This window comes from Bradyrhizobium elkanii WSM2783 (assembly GCF_000472865.1).
Lineage (GTDB): Bacteria > Pseudomonadota > Alphaproteobacteria > Rhizobiales > Xanthobacteraceae > Bradyrhizobium > Bradyrhizobium elkanii_A.
On sequence record NZ_AXAP01000028.1, the window covers coordinates 72,368 to 97,872 of the forward strand.

General features: G+C 61.7%; 24 protein-coding genes and 2 pseudogenes. 14 read left to right on the plus strand and 12 right to left on the minus strand.

Going from position 1 to position 25,505, the window contains the following annotated elements; translation table 11 throughout:
- The first annotated feature begins 100 nt into the window (after nucleotides 1-100).
- From carB to YY7_RS0123520, 3 genes are all read left to right on the plus strand, one after another.
- The gene (gene carB, locus YY7_RS0123510) at nucleotides 101-3,430 is read left to right on the plus strand and encodes a carbamoyl-phosphate synthase large subunit (RefSeq protein WP_028165392.1); all 3,330 of its coding nucleotides are present in this window, start codon (nucleotides 101-103) and stop codon (nucleotides 3,428-3,430) included.
- A 231-nt stretch (nucleotides 3,431-3,661) separates the two neighbouring features.
- The gene (gene greA, locus YY7_RS0123515; protein ID WP_130226034.1) at nucleotides 3,662-4,135 is read left to right on the plus strand and encodes a transcription elongation factor GreA; all 474 of its coding nucleotides are present in this window, start codon (nucleotides 3,662-3,664) and stop codon (nucleotides 4,133-4,135) included.
- A gap of 389 nt (nucleotides 4,136-4,524) precedes the next feature.
- The gene (locus tag YY7_RS0123520; RefSeq protein ID WP_028165394.1) at nucleotides 4,525-4,926 is read left to right on the plus strand and encodes a DoxX family protein; all 402 of its coding nucleotides are present in this window, start codon (nucleotides 4,525-4,527) and stop codon (nucleotides 4,924-4,926) included.
- A 150-nt stretch (nucleotides 4,927-5,076) separates the two neighbouring features.
- On the opposite strand, the gene YY7_RS0123525 is transcribed toward YY7_RS0123520, so the two are convergent.
- Nucleotides 5,077-5,556, minus strand: coding sequence for an Lrp/AsnC family transcriptional regulator (locus YY7_RS0123525; RefSeq protein ID WP_028165395.1), 480 nt, complete (start codon nucleotides 5,554-5,556; stop codon nucleotides 5,077-5,079).
- Nucleotides 5,557-5,824: 268 nt separating this feature from the next.
- Here YY7_RS0123525 and trxB point away from each other — a divergent pair, with 268 nt between their 5' ends.
- The 3 genes from trxB to YY7_RS0123540 all read left to right on the plus strand — a co-directional run bounded on the left by trxB (nucleotide 5,825) and on the right by YY7_RS0123540 (nucleotide 9,123).
- On the plus strand, nucleotides 5,825-6,790 hold the full coding sequence (gene trxB, locus YY7_RS0123530) for a thioredoxin-disulfide reductase (protein ID WP_028165396.1): 966 nt from the start codon (nucleotides 5,825-5,827) through the stop codon (nucleotides 6,788-6,790).
- Nucleotides 6,791-6,792: 2 nt separating this feature from the next.
- Nucleotides 6,793-7,716, plus strand: coding sequence for a LysR family transcriptional regulator (locus tag YY7_RS0123535; protein WP_028165397.1), 924 nt, complete (start codon nucleotides 6,793-6,795; stop codon nucleotides 7,714-7,716).
- A 462-nt stretch (nucleotides 7,717-8,178) separates the two neighbouring features.
- Complete coding sequence (locus tag YY7_RS0123540; RefSeq protein WP_028165398.1) at nucleotides 8,179-9,123, plus strand: 4-hydroxy-tetrahydrodipicolinate synthase family protein; 945 nt, start codon at nucleotides 8,179-8,181, stop codon at nucleotides 9,121-9,123.
- A 139-nt stretch (nucleotides 9,124-9,262) separates the two neighbouring features.
- On the opposite strand, the gene YY7_RS0123545 is transcribed toward YY7_RS0123540, so the two are convergent.
- Nucleotides 9,263-11,653, minus strand: a complete 2,391-nt coding sequence (locus YY7_RS0123545; protein WP_028165399.1) for a heavy metal translocating P-type ATPase — start codon at nucleotides 11,651-11,653, stop codon at nucleotides 9,263-9,265.
- Between the two features lie 66 nt (nucleotides 11,654-11,719).
- On the opposite strand from YY7_RS0123545, the gene YY7_RS0123550 reads away from it, so the two are divergent.
- Together YY7_RS0123550 and YY7_RS64440 are read left to right on the plus strand one after the other, a co-directional pair.
- Nucleotides 11,720-11,995, plus strand: a complete 276-nt coding sequence (locus YY7_RS0123550; RefSeq protein ID WP_028165400.1) for a metal-sensitive transcriptional regulator — start codon at nucleotides 11,720-11,722, stop codon at nucleotides 11,993-11,995.
- Between the two features lie 300 nt (nucleotides 11,996-12,295).
- Entirely contained in the window at nucleotides 12,296-12,430 is a 135-nt protein-coding gene (locus YY7_RS64440; protein ID WP_283807018.1) for a hypothetical protein, read from the plus strand.
- Nucleotides 12,431-12,634: 204 nt separating this feature from the next.
- Here the strand turns inward: YY7_RS64440 and YY7_RS0123560 are convergent, their stop codons facing one another.
- The 4 genes from YY7_RS0123560 to YY7_RS0123575 all read right to left on the minus strand — a co-directional run bounded on the left by YY7_RS0123560 (nucleotide 12,635) and on the right by YY7_RS0123575 (nucleotide 15,469).
- Nucleotides 12,635-13,315: a ParA family protein gene (locus YY7_RS0123560; RefSeq protein WP_028165401.1), complete on the minus strand. Its 681-nt coding sequence runs from the start codon at nucleotides 13,313-13,315 to the stop codon at nucleotides 12,635-12,637.
- A 180-nt stretch (nucleotides 13,316-13,495) separates the two neighbouring features.
- Complete coding sequence (locus tag YY7_RS0123565) at nucleotides 13,496-13,789, minus strand: hypothetical protein (RefSeq protein WP_051396860.1); 294 nt, start codon at nucleotides 13,787-13,789, stop codon at nucleotides 13,496-13,498.
- 157 nt (nucleotides 13,790-13,946) lie between these two features.
- A complete protein-coding gene (locus YY7_RS52505) occupies nucleotides 13,947-14,231 on the minus strand; it encodes a hypothetical protein (RefSeq protein ID WP_349642670.1) in 285 nt (94 codons plus the stop codon).
- A 350-nt stretch (nucleotides 14,232-14,581) separates the two neighbouring features.
- On the minus strand, nucleotides 14,582-15,469 hold the full coding sequence (locus YY7_RS0123575; RefSeq protein WP_028165403.1) for a cation diffusion facilitator family transporter: 888 nt from the start codon (nucleotides 15,467-15,469) through the stop codon (nucleotides 14,582-14,584).
- A gap of 652 nt (nucleotides 15,470-16,121) precedes the next feature.
- On the opposite strand from YY7_RS0123575, the gene YY7_RS58350 reads away from it, so the two are divergent.
- The gene (locus YY7_RS58350; protein ID WP_080663813.1) at nucleotides 16,122-16,451 is read left to right on the plus strand and encodes a septal ring lytic transglycosylase RlpA family protein; all 330 of its coding nucleotides are present in this window, start codon (nucleotides 16,122-16,124) and stop codon (nucleotides 16,449-16,451) included.
- A 38-nt stretch (nucleotides 16,452-16,489) separates the two neighbouring features.
- Here the strand turns inward: YY7_RS58350 and YY7_RS60550 are convergent, their stop codons facing one another.
- Both YY7_RS60550 and YY7_RS0123585 read right to left on the minus strand, forming a co-directional pair.
- Complete coding sequence (locus tag YY7_RS60550) at nucleotides 16,490-16,636, minus strand: hypothetical protein (RefSeq protein ID WP_155255290.1); 147 nt, start codon at nucleotides 16,634-16,636, stop codon at nucleotides 16,490-16,492.
- Between the two features lie 61 nt (nucleotides 16,637-16,697).
- Nucleotides 16,698-17,597, minus strand: a complete 900-nt coding sequence (locus tag YY7_RS0123585) for an alpha/beta fold hydrolase (protein WP_196237307.1) — start codon at nucleotides 17,595-17,597, stop codon at nucleotides 16,698-16,700.
- Nucleotides 17,598-18,333: 736 nt separating this feature from the next.
- Between YY7_RS0123585 and YY7_RS62555 the strand changes: the two genes are divergently transcribed.
- The 3 genes and pseudogenes from YY7_RS62555 to YY7_RS60560 form a co-directional block, all read left to right on the plus strand.
- On the plus strand, nucleotides 18,334-18,882 hold the full coding sequence (locus YY7_RS62555; protein WP_210164703.1) for a hypothetical protein: 549 nt from the start codon (nucleotides 18,334-18,336) through the stop codon (nucleotides 18,880-18,882).
- Nucleotides 18,883-19,234: 352 nt separating this feature from the next.
- Nucleotides 19,235-19,399: pseudogene (locus YY7_RS64445) on the plus strand (restriction endonuclease); the annotation flags it as partial.
- A 60-nt stretch (nucleotides 19,400-19,459) separates the two neighbouring features.
- Nucleotides 19,460-20,220: pseudogene (locus YY7_RS60560) on the plus strand (3'-5' exonuclease); the annotation flags it as partial.
- A 262-nt stretch (nucleotides 20,221-20,482) separates the two neighbouring features.
- On the opposite strand, the gene YY7_RS0123600 reads toward YY7_RS60560, so the two are convergent.
- Nucleotides 20,483-21,853, minus strand: coding sequence for a pentapeptide repeat-containing protein (locus tag YY7_RS0123600; RefSeq protein WP_196237308.1), 1,371 nt, complete (start codon nucleotides 21,851-21,853; stop codon nucleotides 20,483-20,485).
- A gap of 143 nt (nucleotides 21,854-21,996) precedes the next feature.
- On the opposite strand from YY7_RS0123600, the gene YY7_RS0123605 reads away from it, so the two are divergent.
- Complete coding sequence (locus tag YY7_RS0123605) at nucleotides 21,997-22,266, plus strand: exonuclease domain-containing protein (protein ID WP_028165406.1); 270 nt, start codon at nucleotides 21,997-21,999, stop codon at nucleotides 22,264-22,266.
- A 201-nt stretch (nucleotides 22,267-22,467) separates the two neighbouring features.
- On the opposite strand, the gene YY7_RS0123610 is transcribed toward YY7_RS0123605, so the two are convergent.
- On the minus strand, nucleotides 22,468-23,220 hold the full coding sequence (locus YY7_RS0123610; protein WP_028165407.1) for a sulfite exporter TauE/SafE family protein: 753 nt from the start codon (nucleotides 23,218-23,220) through the stop codon (nucleotides 22,468-22,470).
- 213 nt (nucleotides 23,221-23,433) lie between these two features.
- On the opposite strand from YY7_RS0123610, the gene YY7_RS0123615 reads away from it, so the two are divergent.
- Nucleotides 23,434-24,360: a LysR family transcriptional regulator gene (locus YY7_RS0123615; protein WP_051396861.1), complete on the plus strand. Its 927-nt coding sequence runs from the start codon at nucleotides 23,434-23,436 to the stop codon at nucleotides 24,358-24,360.
- A gap of 129 nt (nucleotides 24,361-24,489) precedes the next feature.
- Here YY7_RS0123615 and YY7_RS0123620 read toward each other — a convergent pair whose 3' ends face one another.
- Complete coding sequence (locus tag YY7_RS0123620) at nucleotides 24,490-24,894, minus strand: YybH family protein (RefSeq protein WP_196237309.1); 405 nt, start codon at nucleotides 24,892-24,894, stop codon at nucleotides 24,490-24,492.
- Between the two features lie 65 nt (nucleotides 24,895-24,959).
- A complete protein-coding gene (locus YY7_RS52520; protein ID WP_130229280.1) occupies nucleotides 24,960-25,364 on the minus strand; it encodes a YybH family protein in 405 nt (134 codons plus the stop codon).
- Nucleotides 25,365-25,505: the final 141 nt, after the last annotated feature.

Sequence of the window (25,505 nt, forward strand, 5' to 3'; positions counted from 1 at the left end):
GACCACCCGCGCGCGAGGGCATCCCTCACGCTGTGGCGAAAGGGACGCGCGGTAGCGCGCCCTTTTTTTGTGCCCGAAAATTCCTGTTCCGCGAGAGCCGATGCCCAAACGAACCGACATCTCCACCATCCTTATCATCGGCGCCGGTCCTATCGTGATCGGCCAGGCCTGCGAATTCGATTATTCCGGCACCCAGGCGGTGAAGACGCTGAAGGAAGAGGGCTACCGCATCGTCCTGGTCAACTCCAATCCGGCGACGATCATGACCGATCCGGAGCTCGCGGACGCCACCTATATCGAGCCGATCACGCCCGAAATCGTCGCCAAGATCATCGAGAAGGAGCGCCACGTCATCCCGGGCGGCTTTGCGCTGCTCCCGACCATGGGTGGCCAGACCGCGCTGAACTGCGCGCTGTCATTGCGCAAACAGGGCACGCTCGAGAAATTCGACGTCGAGATGATCGGCGCCACGGCCGATGCCATCGACAAGGCCGAGGACCGCGGCCGCTTCCGCGAGGCGATGACCAAGATCGGCCTGGAGACGCCGCGCTCGACCCAGACCAAGACCCTGCCCGACGCGCTGCGCGCGCTCGACCATATCGGCTTGCCCGCCATCATCCGCCCGTCCTTCACCATGGGCGGCACCGGCGGCGGCATCGCCTATACCAAGGCGGAATTCATCGAGATCGTCGAGCGCGGCATCGACGCCTCCCCCACCGACGAAGTCCTGATCGAGGAAAGCGTCCTCGGCTGGAAGGAATTCGAGATGGAGGTGGTGCGCGACAAGAAAGATAACTGCATCATCATCTGCTCGATCGAGAACCTCGATCCGATGGGCGTGCACACCGGCGATTCCATCACGGTGGCGCCGGCGCTGACGCTGACCGACAAGGAATACCAGGTCATGCGCGACGCCTCGCTGGCGGTGCTGCGCGAGATCGGGGTGGAGACCGGCGGCTCCAACGTGCAGTTCGGCGTCAACCCCGCCGACGGCCGCATGGTCGTGATCGAGATGAACCCGCGCGTCTCGCGCTCCTCCGCGCTCGCCTCGAAGGCGACGGGCTTCCCGATCGCGAAGGTCGCGGCCAAGCTCGCGGTCGGCTACACGCTCGATGAGATCGCCAACGACATTACCGGCGGTGCGACGCCGGCATCGTTCGAGCCGACGATCGACTATGTCGTGACCAAGATCCCGCGCTTCGCGTTCGAGAAGTTTCCGGGCGCCTCCACCACGCTGACCACGTCGATGAAATCCGTCGGCGAAGTGATGGCGATCGGCCGCACCTTCCAGGAGAGCCTGCAGAAGGCGCTACGCGGATTGGAGACCGGGCTGACCGGCCTCGACGAGATCGAGATCGAGGGCCTCGGCCAGAGCGACGACAAGAATGCGATCCGCGCCGCACTCGGCACGCCGACGCCGAACCGCTTGCTGCAGGTGGCGCAGGCGATGCGGCTCGGCTGGTCGAATGAGGAGATCTTCAATTCCTGCAAGATCGACCCCTGGTTCCTCACCGAGCTGCGGGGCATCGTCGAGATGGAAGCCAAGGTCCGCGCCCACGGCCTGCCGCCGAACGGCTACGGCATGCGCATGCTGAAGGCGATGGGCTTTTCGGATGCGCGGCTCGCCGTGCTGGCCGACACCACGGAAGGTGAGATCACTGCCAAGCGCCACGCGCTCGGCGTCCGCCCCGTATTCAAGCGCATCGACACCTGCGCCGCCGAATTCGCCTCGCCCACGGCCTATATGTACTCGACCTATGAGGCCCCGTTCGCAGGTCTCGCTGCCGATGAGAGCGCGCCGTCGGACAAGAAAAAGGTCGTCATCCTCGGCGGCGGTCCGAACCGCATCGGCCAGGGCATCGAGTTCGACTATTGCTGCTGCCATGCCTGCTTCGCGCTCGACGATGCCGGTTATGAGACCATCATGGTCAACTGCAATCCGGAGACGGTGTCGACCGACTACGACACCGCCGACCGGCTCTATTTCGAGCCGCTCACCGCTGAGGACGTGCTCGAGATCATCGCGACCGAACGCAAGAACGGCACGCTGCACGGCGTGATCGTGCAGTTCGGCGGCCAGACCCCGCTGAAGCTCGCGCGCGCGCTCGAGGCCGCGGAGGTGCCGATCCTCGGCACCTCGCCCGATGCGATCGATCTCGCCGAGGACCGCGACCGCTTCAAGCGCGTGCTCGACAAGCTCCGCCTGAAGCAGCCGAAGAACGGTATCGCCTATTCGGTCGAGCAGGCGCGCCTGGTGTCCGCCGATCTCGGCATGCCGCTCGTGGTGCGCCCATCCTACGTGCTTGGCGGCCGCGCGATGCAGATCATCCGCGACGAAAACCAGCTCGCCGACTACCTGCTCGGGACGCTGCCCGAGCTGGTGCCGGGCGACGTCAAGGCGCGCTACCCGAACGACAAGACCGGGCAGATCAACACCGTACTCGGCAAGAACCCGCTGCTGTTCGACCGCTATCTCTCCGATGCGACCGAGGTCGATGTCGACTGCCTCTGCGACGGCAAGGACGTCTTCATCGTCGGCATCATGGAGCATATCGAGGAGGCCGGCATCCACTCTGGCGATTCCGCCTGCTCGCTGCCGCCGCATTCGCTCGATGCCAAGACGATCGAGGAGCTCGAGCGGCAGACCCGCGAGCTTGCGCTCGGCCTCGACGTAGTCGGGCTGATGAACGTGCAATATGCGATCAAGAACGGCGATATCTATGTGCTCGAGGTCAATCCGCGCGCCTCGCGCACGGTGCCGTTCGTCGCCAAGGTGATCGGCACGCCGGTCGCGAAGATCGCGGCGCGCATCATGGCCGGCGAGAAGCTCGCCGACTTCAATCTCAAGAAGAAGAAGCTCGAGCATGTCGGCGTGAAGGAATCGGTGTTTCCGTTCGCGCGCTTCCCCGGCGTCGACACCGTGCTCGGGCCGGAGATGCGCTCGACCGGCGAGGTCATGGGCATCGACCGCTCCTTCGAAGTCGCCTTCGCCAAGAGCCAGCTTGGCGGCGGCACGCGCGTACCGCGCAAAGGCACGGTGTTCGTGTCGGTGCGCGAGACCGACAAGAACCGCATCACCGATGCGGTCAGCCTGCTGCATGGGCTCGGCTTCAAGGTGATGGCGACGTCGGGCACCCAGCGCTTCCTCACCGACAAGGGTGTGCCGGCAGAAAAGGTAAACAAGGTGCTGGAGGGGCGGCCGCACATTGTCGACGCCATCACCAATGGCGACGTCCAGTTGGTGTTCAATACCACCGAGGGTCCGCAGGCACTCGCCGACAGCCGTTCTCTGCGGCGCGCTGCCCTCTTGCATAAAGTGCCGTATTACACCACTCTTTCAGGCGCTGTAGCGGCGGCCCAGGGCATCCGTGCCTACCGGGACGGGGACCTTGAGGTCCGGACGCTGCAGAGTTACTTTTCCGAGAACTGACCGTCAGCCTCGGCCCAAGATCTGTTCCCAGGGCCCGCTAAACGGTTGGTAATGAAGCCGATACGGCTGGAACTCACCGCCCGTTTGGATGTGTCTCGGCCCCTCAGGGGCCGCGAATCACTAAGCGGGCGGGCTGGCGTTTTGAGCCGTGATGGCCGGAGTCTAGCGCAACCGAAGCAACGCCTGGCCGCGCTCCGCTGCGGTTCGCCCCGATTTGAAGGATGAGAGATGATGGAAAAGGTTCCGATGACCGCGACCGGATATGCGGCTCTCACGGACGAATTGAAGCACCGCCAGTCGGTGGATCGTCCGCGAATCATCGAGCATATCGCCGAGGCGCGATCACATGGCGACCTCTCGGAAAACGCGGAATATCATGCCGCGAAGGAAGAGCAGTCCCATAACGAGGGCCGCATTGCGGAGCTCGAGGACAAGCTCGCGCGCGCCGACGTCATCGACATCACCAAGCTCTCGGGCGACACCATCAAATTCGGCGCCACCGTTACGCTGATCGATGAGGATACCGAAAAGAAAGCGGTGTGGCAGATCGTCGGCGAGGTCGAGGCGGACGCCAAGAAAGGCCGCATCTCCATCACCTCGCCGCTTGCGCGCGCGCTGATCGGCAAGACCAAGGGTACGACCGTGGAAGTGATGGCGCCCGGCGGCGCCAAGGCCTACGAGATCACCAAGGTCGAGTGGCGCTAGATCTATTCCATTTCGCGCATTCAAAAGAGGCCGCGTTCTCCCGACGCGGCTTTTTTCTTGCTGTGGCCCGGGCGGAGCCAACGGGTCGCGCGAACGCGCGCCCCGTTGGCTCCGCCCGGCTACAGGTTACGGTTTATATTCCGTTAACGGGATTGTGAGTGGAACCGCTGTCGCATTTCCCTCGTCTGCGACACGTACACTTGATTATGCTTCATAACTATCGCGAGGGGACATTCCGGTAACGGCGCCGATTTTTTGGTTCGGCACAAGGAACTGCGCGCGCAGTTCTGCGTATCGAGCTGACCGCCTGTGGACAGCGGCATTTCATCGCGAGACGACCATTCGCCGCGGACGATGCCCGCGGTCATGCACCAGAGGGGGTAGAACATATGGACCAGATTTTCTCGAAATGGCAGCCGCTCGCGCTCAGCCTGTTTCGCTTCATCACCGGGCTTCTGCTGTTTCAGTACGGCGTCGCCAAGATCTTCAAATTTCCGGTCATCCCCTATTTCGCCGACATCCCGCCGCTGATCGTGGCCGCCGGCATGCTCGAGCTCGTGCTCGGCGCGCTCCTGATGGTTGGCCTGTTCACTCGGCTGTCCGCATTCATCCTGTCGGGCGAGATGGCCTTCGCTTACTTCCTCGGGCACATGTTCAAGAACCCGTCCGCGCCGGTGTTTCTCCCGTTGCTCAACAACGGCACCGCAGCGATCCTGTTCTGCTTCGCCTGCCTCTATCTCGCAACCGCCGGCGGCGGCCCCATCAGCATCGACGCCGCAAGGAAGAAGTAGTCGTCGTCCTTCACCTCCCCTTGAAAAGGGGAGGTCGGTTTGCGCGTGCACCGCGCAAACCGGGTGGGGATCATCTCTCTCCACAAGCACCAGCGCCCGTGGCGGACCCCCATCCCGACCTTCCCCCTTTCAGGGGAAGGAGAAGAAACCTCACCCCGCCGCTTTCACATCCAGCGGCACGGCGGCCTCATATTTCGAATTATGCAGCACCAGCGATGTCCTGACATTGCGCACGTGAGGCGCGGCGGTGAGGTGGGTGACGAAGTTCTGGAACGTCGCCATGTCAGGGGCCACGCATTTCAGGATGAAATCCACCTCGCCCGACAGCATCCAGCACTCCCGCACCAAGGGCTCCTTGCGCACGAAATCCTCGAACGCGCGCAGATCCGCGTCCGCCTGGCTCGACAGGTGCACCGCGGCAAACACCGTCACATCGAAGCCGAGCCGCTGCGGGTCGAGCAATCCGCGATAGCCCAGGATATAGCCCGCTTCCTCCAGCGCCCGGACGCGGCGCAGGCAGGGCGGCGGCGAAATGCCGACGCGCTTGGCCAATTCCACATTTGTGATTCGGCCATCGGCCTGGATTTCGGCGAGAATCCGAAGGTCAATCTCGTCAAGATTCTTAGACACGCGGGTCTGGTTCCCAAGGGCTTGGAGGATTTGGTGGTTCTGACGGCAACTCTCATAACCCAGTCGGCTCGACAGCCGCAATTTTATTGCGCGTGCAGTGCGAGATTTGGCGCGGTCCCGGGGAAAAACCGCTGATATGGATTGCAATTCTTGCATAGCTACCCAGATATATTAGAGTTGGATTTGACTCTGGCGGCGCCGCCGCGATGCCTTTCCAGGCGCTTTCCGCACAAGTCCTGACAAAATCGCCCCTGTGAAGGGATTCGCTATGCCTGCTCCAATTCATGCCAAGGTCGTCATCATCGGGTCCGGTCCGGCCGGCTACACCGCGGCGATCTACGCGGCGCGGGCGATGCTGGAGCCGGTGCTGATCCAGGGCATCCAGCCGGGCGGGCAGCTCACCATCACCACCGATGTGGAGAACTATCCGGGCTTCGCCGACGTAATCCAGGGCCCCTGGCTCATGGAACAGATGGAGAAGCAGGCCGCGCATGTCGGCACCAAGCTCGTCACCGATCTCGTCACCAAACTTGACCTGTCGCAGCGGCCGTTCCGCCTGACCTGCGATAGCGGCGATGTCTATCTTGCCGAGACCGTCGTGCTCGCCACCGGCGCGCAGGCGCGCTGGCTCGGGCTGCCGTCGGAAGAGACGTACAAGGGCTTTGGCGTTTCGGCCTGTGCAACCTGCGATGGCTTCTTCTATCGCGGCAAGGAGGTCATCGTGGTCGGCGGCGGCAACACCGCGGTCGAGGAAGCGCTGTTCCTCACCAACTTCGCCTCGCAGGTCACCATCGTGCATCGCCGCGATCATTTCCGCGCCGAGCGCATCCTGCAGGACCGCCTGTTCAAGCATCCGAAGATCAAGGTGGTCTGGGACAGCGCCATTGACGAGATCCTCGGCGCTGAGAACCCGACCAAGGTCACCCATGTACGCTTGAAGAACGTCAAGACCGGCGCACTGACCGAAGTGCCGGCCGACGGCGTCTTCATCGCCATCGGTCATGCGCCTGCGACAGATCTCGTCAAAGGCCAGATCAAACTCAAACCCTCCGGCTATGTCGAGGTGGCGCCCAATTCGACTGCGACCTCCGTGCCCGGGCTGTTTGCCGCCGGCGACGTGGCGGACGAAACCTATCGCCAGGCGGTGACGGCCGCCGGCCTCGGCTGCATGGCAGCGCTCGAGGCTGAACGCTTCCTGGCTTTGCGCGCGAGCGATCGCGCGGCGGCGGAATGATCATGGCTAGAACACGCGATGGATTTACGGACATGGACTGGGACAAGCTGAAGGTGTTTCACGCGGCGGCGGAAGCGGGAAGCTTCACGCATGCCGGCGAGCAGCTTGGCCTCTCGCAGTCGGCGGTCTCCAGACAAGTCAGCGCGCTGGAGCAGGAGCTTTCGGTCTCGCTGTTTCACCGCCACGCCCGCGGCCTGATCCTCACCGAGCAAGGCGACCTGTTGTTCCGCACCGCCCATGACGTCTTCATGCAGTTGCAGGCGGCGCGGGCAAAGCTCACCGACAGCCGGGAGCGGCCGAGCGGCGACCTCAAGATCACGACGCCGCCGGCGCTCGGCATCAACTGGCTGATCCCGCGGCTCGACGAATTCACCCAGCTCTATCCGGACATCCGGATCTCGCTGATCGTCACCGACGAGGATCTCGATCTCTCGATGCGCGAAGCCGATGTCGCGATCCGCACCCGCAAGCCGACGCAGCCCGACCTGATCCAGCGCAAGCTGTTCTCGATCGGCTTCCACGCCTATTGCTCGCCGGAATACATCAAGCGCTTCGGCACGCCGCGCACGCTCGACGATCTCGACTCGCACCGCATCATCATGCTCGGTGACTCCCAGGTCCCGACGCATCTGCAGAACCGCGCCTGGCTGATCGATGCCGGCCGCAACGGCTCGGGTCCGCGCGAACCCTACTTCAAGGTCAACAACATCCTGGGGTTGGTACGCGCCTGTCAGCAGGGCCTCGGCATCGCCGCGCTGCCGGATTACCTGGTCGAGGAAGATAGCCGCCTGGTGCAACTGTTCGGCGAGTCCGACTCGATCCAGCTCGACACCTACTTCGTCTATCCCGAAGAGTTGAAGACGGTGGCGCGCGTGCAGGTCTTCCGCGACTTCGTGGTCAGCAAGGCGCAGCGCTGGCCCTCGTGATCGGCCTGTTTTCATAGAGGCCCCGGACTCCGCATGTCTGACATGCGGCTCGGACGGTTGCTGCAGGGCACTGATGGGGATCATAGTGCTTGTGCGCTGAGCGGCCGCGCTACGCTTATGTCCCCCTCCTCCAGTGGTGCGGAAGCTCAGTAATCCCTCTTGGAAGGTGATTGTGTCGGCCTCACGTGGCCAATACCTTAAGCCGGGCTCGATCGAGCCCGGCTTCTTTTCGCCTTCTGCCCTCAACCGTGCATTGACAACCTCCGGCTGTCCCAGCAGTATCGCGACATGATCACGAATTCGTGCGCAGCTCTGTCGAAAAAAGCTCCCCATGCGGGGAGCCGAGATCGACGCGCGCGATAAAGTTATATCGACCGAACCGATCCCGAAGACCCCGCCGCCTGGACGGGGTCTTTTATTGGTCCCGTCTCCGGCGTTTCACGCTACTCAAGGAGAAGGACCATGACTGATCTATCCGAGCCACTACAGGGCCTGTGGCTGCCCCTGATCACGCCATTTCGCGACGGCAAGCTCGACGAGCAGTCCCTGCGCCGTTTGGTGCGGCACTACGCAAGCGGCCCGGTCGACGGATTGATCCTCGGCGCCACGTCAGGCGAAGGCATGTCGCTGGCTATCTGCGAGCTCGAACAGCTCGTGGAGGTGGTACGGTCAGAGATCAACGATGTCGGCCGTTACCTGCCGATCTGTCTCGGCCTCTCCGGCGCCAGCACCGCCAAGATCAAGGACGTGCTGGACGAGACGGCGGCCTGGCCGATCGACTTCTACCTGATCGCGAGCCCCTACTACGTCAGGCCGTCGCAGCGCGGCCTTCTGCAGCATTTCACCGAGCTGGCCGATCACGCCTCCTGGCCGCTCCTGATCTACAACATTCCCTACCGGACCGCGGTCAACATCACCAACGAGACGCTGCTCGCGCTCGCAGAGCATCCGAACATCGTCGGCATGAAGGACTGCTGTGCCGACCGCGCGCAATCGATCGACTTCCTCGCGCAACGTCCGCCCGGCTTCCGCGTGCTGACCGGCGAGGACGCGCAATATTTCGACGCGCTCAGCGACGGCGCCGACGGCGCGATCCTGTTGTCCGCGCATGTCGAAACCGAAGCATTCGCCTTGGTGCGATCGCTGCTGAGGCAGGGCAAGCGCGAGGCCGCATCGGCAGCGTGGCAAGGCATTTCCGACTTGACGCGCCTGTTGTTCGTCGAGCCGAGCCCGGCGCCAGCCAAGCATTGGCTGTGGCGCACGGGTTTGATCGACAGCGCGGAAGTGCGACTGCCGATGGTCGAGGTGAGCATGGAGCTTGCGGCGCGGCTGGATCGCGAGATCGAGCGCAGGAGTCGTCAACGCGAGGACAGCCTCGTCGTCCCGGCCTTGAGCCGGGACCCATAACCACAAAATCTCACTGTGGCGCTAAGCTGGAACTCCGCGCGACTGCAAACAACCAACATTGGTGGTTATGGGTCCCGGCTCAAGGCCGGGACGACACCGGTGTTACCATTGTGAGCAGCGTAGCGCGAAACAGCGACAATCAATCCAGCTTCGCTCTTGCGAGCCTCAGTGCGTTGCCGATGACGCTGACGGAGGACAGCGCCATCGCGGCGGCGCCGATCATCGGTGACAGCAAAATGCCGAACACCGGATAGAGCACGCCGGCCGCGATCGGCACGCCGGCGGCGTTGTAGACGAATGCGAACATCAGGTTCTGGCGGATGTTGCGCATGGTCGCAACCGATAGCCGCCGCGCCCGCACCAGGCCGCGGAGATCGCCGGTGAGCAGCGTCACGCCGGCGCTCTCGATCGCGACGTCGGTGCCGCCGCCCATGGCGATGCCGACATCGGCGGCCGCCAGCGCCGGCGCGTCATTGACGCCGTCACCGACCATCGCGACGTTGCGGCCCTCGCCGCGCAGCCGCTGCACCACCTCGTTCTTGCGTTCCGGCAGCACGCCGGCCTCGACCTCATCGATCCCCAGCCGTTTGGCCACCGCGCGCGCGGTCGTCGCATTGTCGCCGGTCAGCATCACCACGCGCAGGCCGTCGCCGCGCAGCGCCGCCAGCGCCTCTTTGGCCGACGGCTTGATCGGATCGGCGATCGCGATCACACCGGCCGCACGCCCATCGACCGCGACATAGATCGCAGTCGCGCCGTCCTGCCGCGCGGTCTCGGCCGCCGCATCGAGCGCTGATGTTGCGATCTTCAGTTCGCCCATCAGCATGGCGTTGCCGAGCGCGACCTGCTTGCCTTCGACCGTGCCGGTCGCGCCCTTGCCGGACGGCGAGGTGAAGCCGCTGACTTCGGCGAGCGCAAGCTGGCGCTCCTTGGCAGCGTTCAGGATCGCCAGCGCCAACGGATGCTCGCTGCCGCGCTCGACGCTGGCGGCAAGGCGCAGCAGTTCGGTCTCGTCGAACTCCTTCGCGGCGATCACGCCGACCACCTTCGGCTTGCCCTCGGTAAGCGTGCCAGTCTTGTCGAGCACCAGCGTGTCGATGCTCTCCATCCGCTCCAGCGCCTCCGCGTTGCGGATCAGGATGCCCGAATGCGCGCCGCGCCCGACGCCGACCATGATCGACATCGGCGTGGCAAGCCCAAGCGCGCAAGGGCAGGCGATGATCAGGACGGTGACGGCCGCGACCAGTCCGAAGGTGAAGCGCGGCTCGGGCCCGAACACCGCCCAGGCGGCGAACGCCAGCACCGCGACCGCGATCACCGCGGGCACGAACCAGCCGGCGACGCGATCGGCGAGCCGCTGGATCGGCGCCCGCGAGCGCTGTGCCTTCGCGACCATGTCGACGATCCGCGCCAGCATGGTGTCGCGGCCGATCTTCTCGGCGCGCATGACGAAGCCGCCGCTCTGGTTGACGGTGCCGCCGATCACGCGGTCACCCTCGTTCTTGGACACCGGCATCGATTCGCCGGTGACCATGGATTCGTCGAGCACCGCGTGACCTTCGATGACGATGCCGTCGACCGGCACCTTCTCACCGGGACGCACACGCAGGCGATCGCCAACCGCGATCGCCTCGATCGCGACGTCTTCATCGCCATGGTCGGTGATGCGCCGCGCCGTCTTCGGCGCCAGCCCGAGCAGCGCGCGGATCGCGCCCGAAGTCTGCGCCCGCGCCCGCAACTCGAGCACCTGCCCGAGTAGCACCAATACCGTGATCACGGCGGCAGCCTCGAAATAGACCGCGACCTGGCCGTGCATGTCGCGGAACGCCGGCGGGAACAGATGCGGCGCCAGCGTGCCGACCACGCTGTAGACATAGGCAACACCGACGCCCATCGCGATCAGCGTGAACATGTTGAGATTGCGCGTCACCAGCGACTGCCAGCCGCGCACGAAGAACGGCGCGCCGGCCCACAGCACCACCGGCGTCGCCAGCGCGAACGAGATCCAGTTCGCCCATCCCATCGGCACCAGTTCGAGGCCGAAGGCATGGCCGCCCATCTCGATCGCGAACACCGGCAGCGTCAGCACCAGCGCGATCCAGAACCGGCGTGTCATGTCGACGAGCTCCGGATCGGGCTTGTCGTCGAGCGTCACCTCTTCCGGTTCGAGCGCCATGCCGCAGATCGGGCAGGAGCCCGGCCCGACCTGCCTCACTTCCGGATGCATCGGGCAGGTGTAGATGGTGCCGGGGGGCAGCGCCGGCTCGCTCTCGCGGGGCTTTAAAAATTTCTCCGGCTCGGCCGCAAACCGTTCGCGGCAGCGCGCGCCGCAGAAGACGTAATCCTCGCCCTTGTAGCTGAAGCGATGCTTGGCGGTGGCACGATCGACCTTCATGCCGCAGACGGGATCGGTCGCAAGCGCGCCGCCCTCGTCCGCGGCGCCGTGCTTGCCGCCGCAGCAGCTAGCCACTGGGGCGCCATGATGATGCGCGTGCCCCTCATGCGCGTGACCGTGCCCTGCCTCTGTCATAGCGAACTCTTCCCGGGCCGAGCTCCGGCCCTTGAACCTGATACCCTATGGGGGTATATGAACCCTATGCGTGACGAGATCAAGAGTTCCTGCCTCAAACGGCTGAAACGAATCGAAGGCCAGATCCGCGGCCTCGCCAAGATGGTCGAGGACGACCGCTATTGCATCGACGTGGTGACCCAGATCGCCGCCGCACGCGCCGCGCTGCGGCGGGTCGAGGAGGAGGTGCTGCGCGACCACGTCGCCCATTGCGTCGAGCACGCGATCTCCTCCGGCGACAAGGCCGACCAGCGCCAAAAGATCGCCGAGTTGATGGACGTGATCGGCCGCGCTGATCGGTGATGCTCTCGCTTCCCCTCAGACGGCGTGAATCGCGGCTGACCTCCATCCCAGCCTTCCCCCTTTCAAGCAAGGAGCGCAGGGAGTCAGCGGCTGCGTGGTCAGCTCCCCTTGAAAAGGGGAGGTCGGTTTGCGCGTCAGGCAAACCGGGTGGGGATCAGCTCTCTCCACACGCGCAAGAAGAGGCCGCCGCGCCGTGGTTAATCCGCGGTAGCACCTGTGGTCAAATGCAAGCGAAACTGCGAGCGGAACCTTAAAAAGCTTCAGCTATCCATCGCCCCGCCAAAGAATACGGGGCGCATCGTGCACAAAGAATTTGATCCAGTTTTACACCATCAAGGATTTACGACCGGCGACATCCTCTGGGCGCTCGGCATCTGGTCGGTGATCCTCACCCTCTCGCCGGTCATCATCTTCTACATGCTGATGGTGGCGTGAACGCCACCACGCACTCAGTCATTCCGGGGCGCGCATCGCGCGAACCCGGAATCCATTTCGCCGCGCAGACTGCGGATAAAAGGATTCCGGGCTCGCGCGATGCGCGCCCCGGAATGACAGCGTGCGCTGGTCACCAACAACCAACCACCAACAAAAACGCGCGGGGAGCCGCGCGTTTTTGTCAGTCTGGAGGCCTGTCGTTGATCAGGCCGCCTGCTTGTGCATCGCGCCGCTGGCCGATGCCGCGCCGCGGATCGCCTTGATCGAACGTTCGATCGCGGCCCACAGCCGGCCGATCTCGGCGGCCGCGCGCCCCTCGGCATCATATTCGCGGGCGCCTTCACCATGGCTCAGCGCCATCAACAGATCGGCGCGGTTGGTGATCTGTCCGCTCCAGACCGGTGCACGGAACTTCGCCAGCGACTCGCGCGCGATCGTGACGATCGGGCTCTCGGCGCCATCGCGCTGAGCCGGCGCGCCGTTGATCACGACCGCATAGGGCTTGCGCGTTGAACGGCAGGTCTGGATCGTTTCCTGCACCGCGTTGACGTCGAACACGCCAGGCCGCGCCGGAATGATCACCATGGTCGCATTCTTGATGGCATCGTCGACGACGGCCGACAGGTTCGGCGGCGTGTCGATGAACACCCACTCGATCCCGTCGCGCTTGGCCGCAGCCACGATGCCGCTCACGGAATTGACGGCGGCCTTGATCGGCGGTTCGTTGGTGCCGCGCAGCTTGTGCCACAGCGTCAGCGAGCCCTGCGGATCCGCGTCGATCAGCAGACAAGGCTTGGTCGATTTGTGTACATGGGCAGCCAGATGAGCAGCCAGGGTGCTTTTGCCCGAGCCCCCCTTACGCGAAGCAAAAACAATCACGTTCATTACGTTGGCCTCCAGATTGACCCCAGACCTCGAAAATGAATCAGCGTGGTGATTCGCGAAAGCAGAAATTTGCGGACAATGGGGCGTAAGCCGCAAATTGCCGGAAAATGTTGTTGTTTGAGTCACACCTTGCGGTGCACACAACCAGCAATAGAAGCGGATGCGCGTTTTTGCCGCGAATCACGACACGTTTTTTGCGCGCCGGCGCTCGGTCCACTTGCGCTCAACCCACCCGAGAGTCCGCGCGGTGGGCTTTTGTAACACTGGCACGTCTTGCGCGAACAAAAGGAGTCCAAGCGGCAGCATCCATAGGCCGAGCACCGGCAGGAAGCTGAAGACGCCGCCGAGCATCAGCAGAACGGCAAGCGGCATCCGCGCGTAGCGCGACGACGGCTTGCGCAGCCAACCGACGAACCTTGCGGGCCGCGGCGGCAGCTTGCCTTCGAACCAGGCAAAGTGCCGGTCCATTTCCATTCTGTCGTGTTCGCTCACCGGATTCTCCTCTGGTGAGAAGATGTTGATGAGCGAAAACGCCGCAAGGCGTCAGTCTGTCGCGCGCGCAGGACTTGAACCAGCGCTCGTCCGACTCACGCCGGACTCGCGTTGCTTCGCGATTTCGCGATGTCGCACCTTATTCCGCGGACCTTGCGCGACGCCTGCGCTCCCGTCGTTCCTCCGGGTCAGCACTGAAGAACACGCGGCACGGCGGCGAGAGCTGCGCCTTGTTGCGGACCATGCAGGCGGTGATCATGTCGACATCAGGAATGAACGCGCTGCAGAGTCGCATCGCATCGGGCGAGCAAGCCTGCTGCTGCTCGGGCGTGTAAGCGGCGCCGGGTCGTGGCCACGTTGCGACGATCACCGTCGCGGCCAACAGCAAACCGAACCTGTAATAAGTGGAGCCGAGAATCGTCATTGTTCCTCTCGTCATCGATCTGCGGAAATAGTCGATGAAGGCTGTTGGATTGGCAAGCCAAGGTGACGGGAACATCACAGCCGAAGCGCGGCACGGCGTCAGCAGTAAGATGGCCAGAACAAGGAAGGATGATGGCTTGATGGAGCGATACAGGTGCCGGAATTGCAGCGGATGGACTTAGCTGCTGATAACGCTGAAGAAATTCTTTCCAGTAATGTTACATTCGTATCAGGCGCGGGTGTTGCGCAAAAGCTTCATCGCATGGCGAGTTTATGCAGACTCATTCACTCGCTTAGGGATCACCTGATGTCCCGACCTCGATAAGGTCACGCTCAGGTGACAAGCCGGTATCAGACGACGACGATGCCGGAATGTTTGGCCTTCTCTTCCGGCTCCACATGGATGGTGATCCGCCTGTCTTCATCCTCCGCCCGCAAGGCCGCTTCGAGACGGTCACATATCCGATGCGCCTCTGACACCGTCATCTGCCCGGGGACGACGAGGTGGAACTCAATGAACGTGACACGCCCCGCGTGGCGCGTGCGGACGTCGTGAGCTTCCAGCGCACCGGCTGCATGGTCGGCAATCGTCCGCCGAATCGCGTTCAACGTCGCCTCGGGCACCGCTTCATCCAGCAGGCCCCCGGCGGACTCCTTGAGGACCCCCCAACCGGACCACAGGATTGTCGCAGCGACGATCAGGGCAAGCGCAGGATCGAGAAACTCCCATTTCATGACGAGCGCGAGCACAAGCCCGATCAGTATGCCGACGGAAGAGATCACATCGGTCAGGAGATGTCGGCCGTCCGCAACCAGCGCCGGCGAGCGCATGCGCCGTCCCCGCACGATCAACACCCAGGCCCAGATGGCGTTGACGATGCTGGCGAGCCCGTTCACGAGCAGCCCTTCCGGCACGACAGCCAGTTTTCTCGGGTGCAGGAAGCCGTCATACGCCTCGCGCACGATCAGGAGCGCCGCGATGATGATCATCACGCCTACCAACACCGCACTGAAGTATTCGATCTTGTGATGCCCGAACGGATGATTGGCGTCGGCGGGCTTTGCCGACATGCGAACCGCCCACAATGCAACAACGGCGGTGACGACGTTGACGATGCTTTCGAGCGCGTCGGAGTAGAGTGCAATGGACCCGGTCAGCCAATACGCCAGGTATTTCAAACCGAGCACCAAAACGCTGACGAGAATGCTTCCTATCGCAACGTTCAGTGGCTTGTTCATCGCTCGGATCGTGTTGAGTGGTGGGCCACGTGCTGTACCGAGGCGACGGAAGGCTTGCAACTTCAATCGCAGCGCTCAGATGCGAATGAATTTGAGTTGCGCCACACGCGGAGTGCAGCGCCACGACAAGTACGATCCGCTACAGGAAGCGGGTCGACCCGGGACTTGTTCGAGTTCGGTGATTGACGTTGCGGAGTATCGGAGCGTCACGTCAGATGGCTCGCTCCGCGCAGGCTCGTTTAAGGGGCTCTCAAGGGGTGAGAATTGAGCCTCTCCGTCGACGGTCTGTCATCCCGTCTCACCGGCTCGGTCTTCACCGGATCCACCTTGTCGCACCAAACGCACTTGAGTTCTGTTCTCCCGTTCGCGCTCAGCACCGGGACCAATCTCCTGCCGCAATGCAAACACCGCGTAACCGGGTCCATCGCGTTTCTCCGTCCGGTGCCAACGCAGGAACGGTAGCCACGTTCCTAAGCTGGCAGACAACGAGAGCTCCGGCTAATGCCGAGCCGGCCGAGAAGTGCTTCTTAGGCTTTGTGCGTGGGCCGCGGCGCTTTCGTTGGCGAGGCCTGTGCTGCAGGACATCCACGGCACAGGAACCTCGAAGCTCCGTGAAGGTTGGCAGATCGGGCGGGAGCCTGGAAGGGAGACGATGATCCGCCCAATCTGTACCGCCTTGGCGCTCACTTGCTTGTCAGCATCTGCATCGGGATCCGCGGAAACTTGTGTTGCCTCTCATTATGGCTACGTCGGCGGTCGAACTGCGTCGGGCGAGCGGATGGATCCAAACGCGATGACCGCGGCGCATCGTACCAGGCCATTCGGCTCTCACGTCACAGTCACCTCGCACTCAACCGGCCGAAGCGTCACGGTTCGGATCAACGACCGTGGTCCCTTCATAAAGCGGCGGTGCATAGACTTATCGACCGGAGCCGCGCATGCGCTTGGGATGGCCGGGACCGCGCCGGTCTCACTCGAATGACGAGCGAGCTCTTCGCGTCCGAGCTTCGCAAGGAAGAATCAGCCCGCCTCATTCTCGTGGAGAAGAGCTTCGTCCACGATTCCATTGAGCGTGCGCCGTGGATTGGAAACAACGAGAGTTGCGTCTTGCAAATTCGGGGCGATGCCATCGGCAACATGCAGCGGCTTCGCATTCTTGATCGCCAAAGACGCGGCTCACGGCGGGTTGCTCGCGCCTCTCTCATTCAGCGATCTCCTTAGTAACGACCTAGCGGCTTGTCACGAAGGTGATGATGGCCTCATCAAAGGCAGGTGCATTTTCGCCAGGGACGGTGTGAGAGGAGTCGGGAATCTTGATGCGCATTCGCTTGGGAAGGCAATTTTCCAACTGGTCCACGATGCGATGAAAAAACGCGGGACTCCGCTCACCATTGATCAGAAGTGTTGGCGCCGAAATGCGCTTTGCCATTTCACAGGTAAACACCGGACGTGGGCGGGAACTTATCGTGTCCGCAACCGCCGACGCCGCATTGTCGGACATCATTTTGCGATCGCCATCTGATCGTCGGTCGTAGGTGCCGGGTCCGCCAACCGCTTCCGCAAAGAGGCGCAGCCCTGTATCGACATCGTCTTTTCGGAACGCTTCCCGCGAGGAAGCAAATCGCGCGCCCCACTCTTTCAGTAGTTCTGCGCTCCCCGGTATCCCCGCGAGCAGCCCCGCAGCCGGCGGTTCGTTGACGACCAGCGATATTACCATCTCGGGATGATTGGATGCGAAGAACAGCGCGGCATGTGCACCGGCCGAATGCGCGACGATGTGCGCGCGTTTTATGCCGAGTTCTGCGAGGATGGCGGCCAGATCCTCGCCGTGGACGTCCGCCGCGGCATCTGGCAGGCCGTCCTTGCTAGTTGCGTTGGGAAAATGGTTCTGCCGGCTATAGGCGATGATGCGATGTTTTTTTGAAAGCACCGGAAGGTGCCCATTCCAGAAACGATAATCCTGAAGTCCACCGTGCACGAGAACGATCGGATCACCCTCGCCGGCCTCTACATAGGCGAATTTCGTATCGGCGGCCCTCAGCTCTTTGACATTCTCGGCGATGACTGGCGACGAGAGTCCAACCGCGAAGGCGACGCCGGCGAGCAACCCCTTGATCCCGAAGTGCATGATCGAACTCCAGCGGTTGAGGCAGAGCACCATACGGCCCCAACCGTGAATTCACCATGCGTCGTTGCGTTGCAGCCGTTGATCAACCAAGAGCTGAAAGCGGGCTCGGCAATCTGACGCGCCCGTAGCTCCTGAGGAGCAAATAGTCGGCCTATCAAGCCACGTTGGAAGCGGGTGCTATCCGCCCAAGGTAAGAGCGAGTCGTCTGGACTCAATAAAATCGGGGCTCTGCGAATCCGTGGTGAGTCGGATTCCGTAATAACGGTGAGTCGGAATCGCCGATTTTCGGGATAACGGCGAGTCGATGCAATCAACCCCACTTCTAAGCTATTGTATCGGCTTGGTTTTCTTAGTCGGATGGTCGAACCTCCGCGGGGCCATCACTACGCACCTGCGGTCCTCGGACCAGCCAGCCCATAGGCGTGCTTTATTCGGCTTCAGTTGCTCCGGAGCCATCGCCGGTACCGACGGGGCCTGCCGCGCGCGGGCTCGCGGTCCTCTCGTCTCCAATGCCGGAGCCTCCAGCCTTGACTGGCCGGAGGCGCGCCGACGATGCGCTCACGCTCGGCCGCCGCAGCGGTCCGGATCCCGTACAAGCGTTCGTAAAAAGTGGTGCGTCAGTGACCGCCGAGCGCTGATCTCTCAGCCGCTCCGCCACGAATCGTGCAGCAATGTGCACTTCACTGGGCGAACGAAGCGCGGAGGAAGCGTGCCAAGGGGACGAATAATACCGTTCATGGAGATCGTTCGCTCTCCTTTGATTGTCGATGCGGTCTATCAGGGCGACCGCAAGGCAAGCGCAGCCGACGATCCGTTGCCCAGGCTGTTGGACGTTTCAAACCAAGGTGGCTTTAGATATCGCGGGAGCCTCGACAATCCCAGTCTCGTTGCCCTGAAGACTTCGCTCGATGATCCGGATTGGCCCGATGCCATAGACCGAGAGAGCGGCACTTTCATTTACTTCGGCGACAACAAGAGACCGGGACTGGGCCTCCATGAAACGCGCCGCTTCGGCAACGAACTTCTCCGCAGGTTCTTCGAGCGCCTCCATGCCGGCGCTTCCGGAAGGCGGTCGATCCCTACGATCTTCGTGTTCTCCGGCACCGGTGAATGGCGTGACGTTCGCTTCCTAGGCCTAGCGATACCAGGCGGCCCTGACATCGAGAATTTCGACGACTTGGTGGCCGTCTGGAGGTCGAGCGAAGGTCTGAGATTCCAAAACTACCGCGCTCGTTTCACCATTCTGGACGCCGCCGAGATTCCCCGTTTTTGGATCGACGCCTGATCAACGGGACGGATCCGTTTGCTCGCGCCCCCGGCGTGTGGGCCGACTGGGTTCTCACGGGCCGCTGCCGTCCCTTGAAGGCCGTCCGCTCGATCGAGCATAGAAGCAAATCGGAGCAACTTCCGGGCGCGCCTAATGACCTCGCGATGGTGGCGAAGATCCAAGCCTTCTTTCAGTCGCGCCCCCACGACTTCGAGCGTTGCGCGACCGCCTTGGCGAGGATGCTGATCCCCGACATCGTGGAGGTCGACGTCACTCGTCCGTCAAGAGACGGCGGGCGGGACGCAATCGGAAAAATGAGGATTGGCCGCGGCCCAAGTTCGGTCCTGGTCGAATTCGCGCTCGAAGCCAAATGCTATGTGTCGGCAACTCGGTTGGCGTCAGGGAAATGTCCAGACTGATCTCCCGGCTTCGACATCGTCAGTTCGGAATCATCGTAACGACAAGCTTCATCGACAGCCAAGCCTACCGGGAAATCAAGGAAGACCAGCATCCGATCGTCGTGGTTTCGGCCGCCGATATCGTGGGCATTCTGAAATCGCACGGCTATGGCGACGTAGCCGCCGTTGAGAATTGGCTCGATACCGAGTTCAGCGGGAGGACCGTAGAAATGATTCTGTTGGGAGATGCTGAATCCTCCGCTACTTGGCTTTCTTCCTTTGAGGGACGGATCGTCGGGGTCCGCGACACCTTCTCGGCCTTCAACGAGCCGAGCGCGCCGATTTCCGCGGAGGTGACGGCACTTACGGGCATCACCAACGAGATGGTGGCCGGCCACAGGTTTGACGACGCGGCCATCGCCGCCTTCGCGGAAACCGCGGTCGTCGTCATCGCGCACAACAGCGGCTTCGACAGAAAGTTCGCCGAACGCTACTGGCACCTTTTCGAGCACAAGGCCTGGGGCTGCAGCATGAGCGAGATCGACTCGCGCAAGCACGGCTTCGCGGGAGCGAAACTCGGCTATCTGCTGAATGGTGCCGGCTTCTTCCACCAGGCGCACCGAGCCGTCGACGACTGTCACGCTCTGCTGGAGGTGCTCGCCTTCGAGCTTCCGACCACTGGTTCGACAGCGCTCGCGCTCCTGCTCGAGACCGCACCCAAGCCGACGATGCGGGTCTGGGCAGAGCAGACCGCGTTCGAGCTCAAGGACTCGCTGAAGAGGCGCGGTTATCGCTGGAACGACGGCAGCGACGGGAGACCGAAAAGCTGGTTCATAGACGTCGACGAGACCGCCCTCGCCGACGAGATCGCGTTCTTGCGAACCCAAATCTACATGCAGGACGTCGAGCCCGGCGTGCAGGGCTGACCGCCTTCACCCGGTTCTCCGGCCGCATCTGAGGCGGCCGCTCAGACTTACCGGGCGAGACAGGGCGACCAGTCCTGGCTTTTTATGACGACGGGTCGCATTGCGGAGTCGAGTGCGCCTGAACATTACAAGGCATAGTAACTGATGCCATCCACTCGCCGCGCGCCTTACGTTGACGATATAGGCGCGTTCGCTCGGCGTGAGACATTTTATCGGCCCGCTGCCGCATCAAGCTCTTTCGCTCCGCCACACCTTGAATAACGTCCCAGTCGTCGACGCTCGGCACCAGAGCGGCTATTTCGTCTCCACGCCATGGTCAGTCCCCTCCGGTGTGTTCGGCGCCGGCGGGCGCCATCGCTTGACCGCCCGGTCTGGCGGTACGTAGTTCAGCAATGCTGGCTCAAGGCGATCGAGTGTGACGGCTTCTATAAGTTGGTCTTGAACTGATTTCGGCCAATCCAAGCCAGACGGGAAGTTATCGGTCCTCCGTCCAACCGAAACGTTGACAAACTCAGTAGAATCCAAGTTTGCCTTTTCGAAAGACGCCGCTTCAATTGAACCGCCTTCGAATTTTAGATCGCGCAACTTGGTGTCGATAAACTTCGCTCCGAGGAAATCACCATTTTTAATTACCGAACTGCGGATCGTAGCTTCAATGAAAGATGTGTCGCGAGCTTCCACGTTCGAAAGCTCGACCCCCGACAAATTAGCATTCTTGAAGTTTGCACCGGACACAGTCGCGCCTGTGAAATCGGAGCCTCTAAAATCAATTTCAGACAGATTGACGTTGCGCAGGTCGGCCCCGCGAAGATCAGCCTGCGCGAATATAGCACCTGAGTCATGGAGGCTAGGCAAGTTGACCTTCATTCGAATGAGCGCGGCAATTATCAGGCCGCGTTCGGGGCTGAGAGGCTTAGAAATTTGCTTGGGAGTACCACCGACCGCATCATTCTTGAAATCGAGATATGCATAGGGTGTAGCGCTCGAGGTCAGAACGATAATTCGTGCAAGCAAGTCTTTCGGAAGACCTGCCTGCTCCTCGCTTTTCGGTAATTTGGCCACCTCCTGCACAATCGAGAAAAGTTCAGTTGCGAATGCTCCTCGCTTTTGTGCATCGGCCACCATAGTCTGCTGATCGATCTTTTCATTTTGTTGCTTCAGCAAACCCGTCTGTTCGCGCAGCAGGGTGTTCTGACTAAAAAGCAGAACAGCTCCAATCACTCCGCCAAATGAGATCAATAGCCCCAAGGCTGCCTGTGCAACAAAACGTCTCGTCGCACCAATTGAATACCAAGCGACACCTTCTTCCACTGCCCGCCCTACAAATTGGATGGCTTCGTCGGAGTTACCCCTGGCATGCGCACGGCTTGCTTGCGTAAGGTCACTAACCATGCCTGCTAGGGTGCCGCGAGCACTTGCAAATACTCGTGGCACAATCAGCAGCGTGGCAACGCCGGCGACGACGAGGCAGAGTCCCAAAGACAGGAAAGCGCCTATGGCGAAGGACAGCAGCAGATCTCCGGATAGCTCGAGACGTCCTACCGCCAGATAAAGCGCTGGTCCCAAACTGGCGCCAAGGAGAAGGCCAACGACCAGCGTCGAGAGCAGTCGAGCAGGGCTTCCTTTTTCGAGCACGATCTGATTGTTCTCGGTCTGCGAAGACATTCTATCTTTCTCCCGATACCTGGCGGCTTGCTCTAGCATGGTACCGCGGGGAGAACACCAGTGCACCTTTTAGGTGTGGGACCGCTTGCCGAATGCCGCCGCATTAGTTGCCGCTCATTGTCCCGTCTGAATACCATCCTCGCTTGCGCGTAGCACCCGCGGCGCAGCCTATCTGGCTGCTGCGCCGCCTGGTGCCGCGGCTTCCGTACGCGCCTTCCGTCGGTCAGGACGTCAAGACCGCCATCCTGCTCGACACCGAAACCACCGGCCTCGACACGCGAAAGAACGAGATCATCGAACTTGGGATGGTCAAATTCGACTATCTGCCGGACAGCCGGATCGCCGGCGTGCGGGACGTCTTCTCGGCATTCAACGAACCATCCGAGCCAATCACGGTATCAAGCGACAATTAAGTGTTGGCTAGACAATTAAGTTTTGGCTAGACAATTAAGTCTTGGCGGCCGGAGCGAAATGAGGCTCGACCGCCAAGCGCCACGCGACCTTTCACTCCTGCTCGTCCATCCGTACAAAGTCCCCCATTGCCCATCTGAAGCTGTTCGCCAGATAGCGCGCTCGCAGCGGCGAACCGCTGAGTGGCGGCTTCACCATCTGCCTCAGAAGAAGAGTGGGCGAACGACGAGTTCAAGGCCAAGAATGGCAAGGAAGATCAGAAACCAGCGCCGAAAGGTTGCAGCGCTTATGCGCTCGCGGACCGTTGTTCCGACCCACATGCCCAGCAACGAGGGAATGATCGCGAGTGCGGACAAAGTAGTATTTCCAAAATGGAAAGCTCCGCCACGAGCCAAGCCCGCCGCAAGCGCAATTGTTGAGACCGTGAACGACAGTCCCAGTGCCTGGATAAGATCATCTTTGGAAAGGCCGAGGGCCTGGAGATAGGGAACGGCGGGAAGTGTGAAAACCCCAGTTGCTCCGGTGATTGCCCCGGTTGTCAACCCAATAACAGGCGACAGTAAACGCTCAAGGCGCGCAGGAACCGACAATGGCTTCGCCCACAGGCTGTGCACCGCATAGAGAACCAAGGCGGAGCCCAATCCAACACTTGCGTATTCCGTATTGGCGCTCGTCAGAAGCCATGAGCCGGCGAGTGTGCCAACCACGATGCCGAGCATCATCGGCCAAAGCCTTTTCATCAGGGCCAGGAAATCCGGTCCCGTGAACAGCTGCCAAAAATTGGTGACAAAGGACGGAATGACCAGCAGCGAAGCTGCGCTAACTGGCGACGTGATCGCACCGAGGATACCCATTGCGACGGTCGGCAGGCCCATCCCCGTCACGCCCTTGACGATCCCGGCGAGGAAAAACGTCGACGCGATAATCAGAACATGCAGCGAAAGATAACCATTCATGTTGACTCGCTCGGATTGGGCGGTGTTGCATTTGAAGACTTCGCGCGTGCCGATGGCAGCCATGCGCATATGGCGTGACAGATTGGCGAGCAAACCTAGCTCTCATCAAGGGCACCTCTCCAATCCCTTGTGTCAACGTCAAAAATCGGAGAATATGGCGTCGCATGTAGTAAAGTACGCTCGCCGACCAAGCGCCGCAATTGGTCATTTCCGATGGGAGAATTCGGAAAAACCGAAGGAAAAGCATTGCGCTTCGATTTGACGGATATGCGGTTGTTCCTGACCGTGGTGGAGCAAGGCAGCCTCACCAAGGGCGCCGAGAACATGAATCTGGCTCTCGCTTCCGTGAGCGAACGCATTTCCGGAATGGAATCTGCGCTTGGCGCGCAGCTCCTGGAACGAAACAGGCGGGGGGTCACGACGACTGCGGCCGGTGATGCCCTGATCCGCCATGCCCGTTTGATCCTGGACCAAGTGGAGCAGATGCGCGGAGAACTGCGCACCTATGGCGCTGGCCTGAAAGGGCGCATCAGGCTCTTGTCCAACACGGCTGGGTTGGCCGCTTTTCTACCGCCGCGACTCCGCCGATTTTTGGTCGCTTATCCGGACCTTTCCATTGATCTCTATGAACGCCCGAGCACCGAGATTGTCCGGGCCATCCTGGAAGGTCGGGCTGATCTCGGTGTTGTAACCTACATGGCTGATCTGGCAGCGTTGCAGACCCGCGTTATTGCGCAAGACCAGCTCGTCGTTGTGGCGAGCGAAACACACCGCATCAGCGATCAACAATCGATAGCTTTTGCGGACGTCGTGGGTGAGCCGTTCGTCGGTCTGGCCGACACTGCACTGGAAGCTTATCTGGGAGAACGGGCTGCCCGCCTGGGCCGCCAGATTTACTACCGCATTCAACTCAGGCGGATTGAGTACATCGCAATGTTGGTCGAGTCTGGCGTTGGGATCGCCATTTTGCCCGAGGTTTCCGCCAAAGAGTTGGGGCACCTCGGCTTGGCGATCGTGCCGCTGCAAGACCGCTGGGCGCTGAGGCAACTTCATCTTTGTGCGCGTGATTTCTCAGCGCTCACGCCGCACGCCGGCTTGCTCGCGCAACAGCTTATGGAGCCGAAGGTCGCTATCCCTTAAGTGCTTCCGGGCGTCGCTCGGTCGGGTTCAAGGCAGCGATGGCCGCCTCGAGATTGAGGCGGCCGATCCGCGCCTCGCCCGATGGCGCCGAGAAGAGTGGCTCCGGCGCCAAGAGCTGTCGTGGCGGTGTCAGGCGGGCTTTCGCAATACCGCCCCTTGATTGTTATCGATTATGAACCGCCAGCGCCCATCCGCGCCGCGGCGCACGATATCGCACGCCGTGCCTTTGAGGTGCACCTCCTTGCCGTCGCGACCCGTGCCATCGATCCACCAGTCATACACGAGCTGGGCGATATCGTCGGCGACGAAAATATGGCGCACCTTTGTCACGAGCGGCACGCCGGGCTCGACAAAGCGCTCGAGTCGGACGGTGATGTCTGCGTGACCAGTGACGGTTCGCCCGTCATCCTCGACGAACACGCACTTCGGGTCGAACATTTCAATCAACGCGCTGACCTTGCCGGAGTTGAGTCGCTCGATCAGCGACGGGACAACGCCTTCGGGTTCAGTAGGGAGTGGAAAGGACTCAGACATCATTGATCTCCTGTTCGTGCTGGTTGAAACGGTTTTTGATAGTAGGTGCTCGGCTGGCGCATATGTCAGGCGGGCTTTCGCACTGCCGTCCCTTGATTATTATCGATTATGAACCGCCAAAATCCGTCCGCACCGCGGCGCACGACATCGCATGCCGTGCCTCCGAGGTGCACGTGCTTGCCGTCGGGCCCTGTGCCATCAATTGACCAGTCCACCACGAGCTGGGCGATCTCGTTGCCGGCGAACACATGGCGCACTACGGTCTTCACCGGCAGGCCGAGCATGATATCGCGCTCGAGTTTGGCGGCGATCTCTGCGTGACCAGTGATGGTTCGCCCGTCATTCTCGACGAACACAGACTTCGGTTCGAACAAGGCCATTACCTCGCTGACCCTATCGGATTTAAACCGCTCAATCAGCGACGGGACAACGTCTTCGGGCTTAGTAGGGAGTGGAAAGGACTCAGACATCATTGATCTCCTCTTCGGGTTGTTGAACCACAATGCGGGACGAAATTTTCCAATTGCCGTATGTATGGTTCCGATTGCAGCTTCGGCGAATATGCCGTCGCACGTCGCAAGTAAGCTCGCCGGCTAGACGCCACAATTGGT

What these genes read in the sequence shown, in the direction of transcription:
- YY7_RS0123615 (WP_051396861.1), top strand. Translation starts at nt 23,434, where the DNA reads ATGGGAGAATTCGGAAAAACCGAAGGAAAAGCATTGCGCTTCGATTTG.
- carB (WP_028165392.1), top strand. Translation starts at nt 101, where the DNA reads ATGCCCAAACGAACCGACATCTCCACCATCCTTATCATCGGCGCCGGT.
- YY7_RS62555 (WP_210164703.1), top strand. Translation starts at nt 18,334, where the DNA reads ATGGAGATCGTTCGCTCTCCTTTGATTGTCGATGCGGTCTATCAGGGC.
- YY7_RS0123620 (WP_196237309.1), bottom strand. Translation starts at nt 24,894, where the DNA reads ATGTCTGAGTCCTTTCCACTCCCTACTGAACCCGAAGGCGTTGTCCCG.
- trxB (WP_028165396.1), top strand. Translation starts at nt 5,825, where the DNA reads ATGCCTGCTCCAATTCATGCCAAGGTCGTCATCATCGGGTCCGGTCCG.
- YY7_RS58350 (WP_080663813.1), top strand. Translation starts at nt 16,122, where the DNA reads ATGATCCGCCCAATCTGTACCGCCTTGGCGCTCACTTGCTTGTCAGCA.
- YY7_RS0123535 (WP_028165397.1), top strand. Translation starts at nt 6,793, where the DNA reads ATGGCTAGAACACGCGATGGATTTACGGACATGGACTGGGACAAGCTG.
- YY7_RS0123610 (WP_028165407.1), bottom strand. Translation starts at nt 23,220, where the DNA reads ATGAATGGTTATCTTTCGCTGCATGTTCTGATTATCGCGTCGACGTTT.
- YY7_RS0123575 (WP_028165403.1), bottom strand. Translation starts at nt 15,469, where the DNA reads ATGAACAAGCCACTGAACGTTGCGATAGGAAGCATTCTCGTCAGCGTT.
- YY7_RS52505 (WP_349642670.1), bottom strand. Translation starts at nt 14,231, where the DNA reads ATGACGATTCTCGGCTCCACTTATTACAGGTTCGGTTTGCTGTTGGCC.
- YY7_RS52520 (WP_130229280.1), bottom strand. Translation starts at nt 25,364, where the DNA reads ATGTCTGAGTCCTTTCCACTCCCTACTAAGCCCGAAGACGTTGTCCCG.
- YY7_RS0123560 (WP_028165401.1), bottom strand. Translation starts at nt 13,315, where the DNA reads ATGAACGTGATTGTTTTTGCTTCGCGTAAGGGGGGCTCGGGCAAAAGC.
- greA (WP_130226034.1), top strand. Translation starts at nt 3,662, where the DNA reads ATGGAAAAGGTTCCGATGACCGCGACCGGATATGCGGCTCTCACGGAC.
- YY7_RS0123540 (WP_028165398.1), top strand. Translation starts at nt 8,179, where the DNA reads ATGACTGATCTATCCGAGCCACTACAGGGCCTGTGGCTGCCCCTGATC.
- YY7_RS0123520 (WP_028165394.1), top strand. Translation starts at nt 4,525, where the DNA reads ATGGACCAGATTTTCTCGAAATGGCAGCCGCTCGCGCTCAGCCTGTTT.
- YY7_RS0123585 (WP_196237307.1), bottom strand. Translation starts at nt 17,597, where the DNA reads ATGCACTTCGGGATCAAGGGGTTGCTCGCCGGCGTCGCCTTCGCGGTT.
- YY7_RS0123550 (WP_028165400.1), top strand. Translation starts at nt 11,720, where the DNA reads ATGCGTGACGAGATCAAGAGTTCCTGCCTCAAACGGCTGAAACGAATC.
- YY7_RS0123600 (WP_196237308.1), bottom strand. Translation starts at nt 21,853, where the DNA reads ATGTCTTCGCAGACCGAGAACAATCAGATCGTGCTCGAAAAAGGAAGC.
- YY7_RS0123565 (WP_051396860.1), bottom strand. Translation starts at nt 13,789, where the DNA reads ATGGAAATGGACCGGCACTTTGCCTGGTTCGAAGGCAAGCTGCCGCCG.
- YY7_RS0123545 (WP_028165399.1), bottom strand. Translation starts at nt 11,653, where the DNA reads ATGACAGAGGCAGGGCACGGTCACGCGCATGAGGGGCACGCGCATCAT.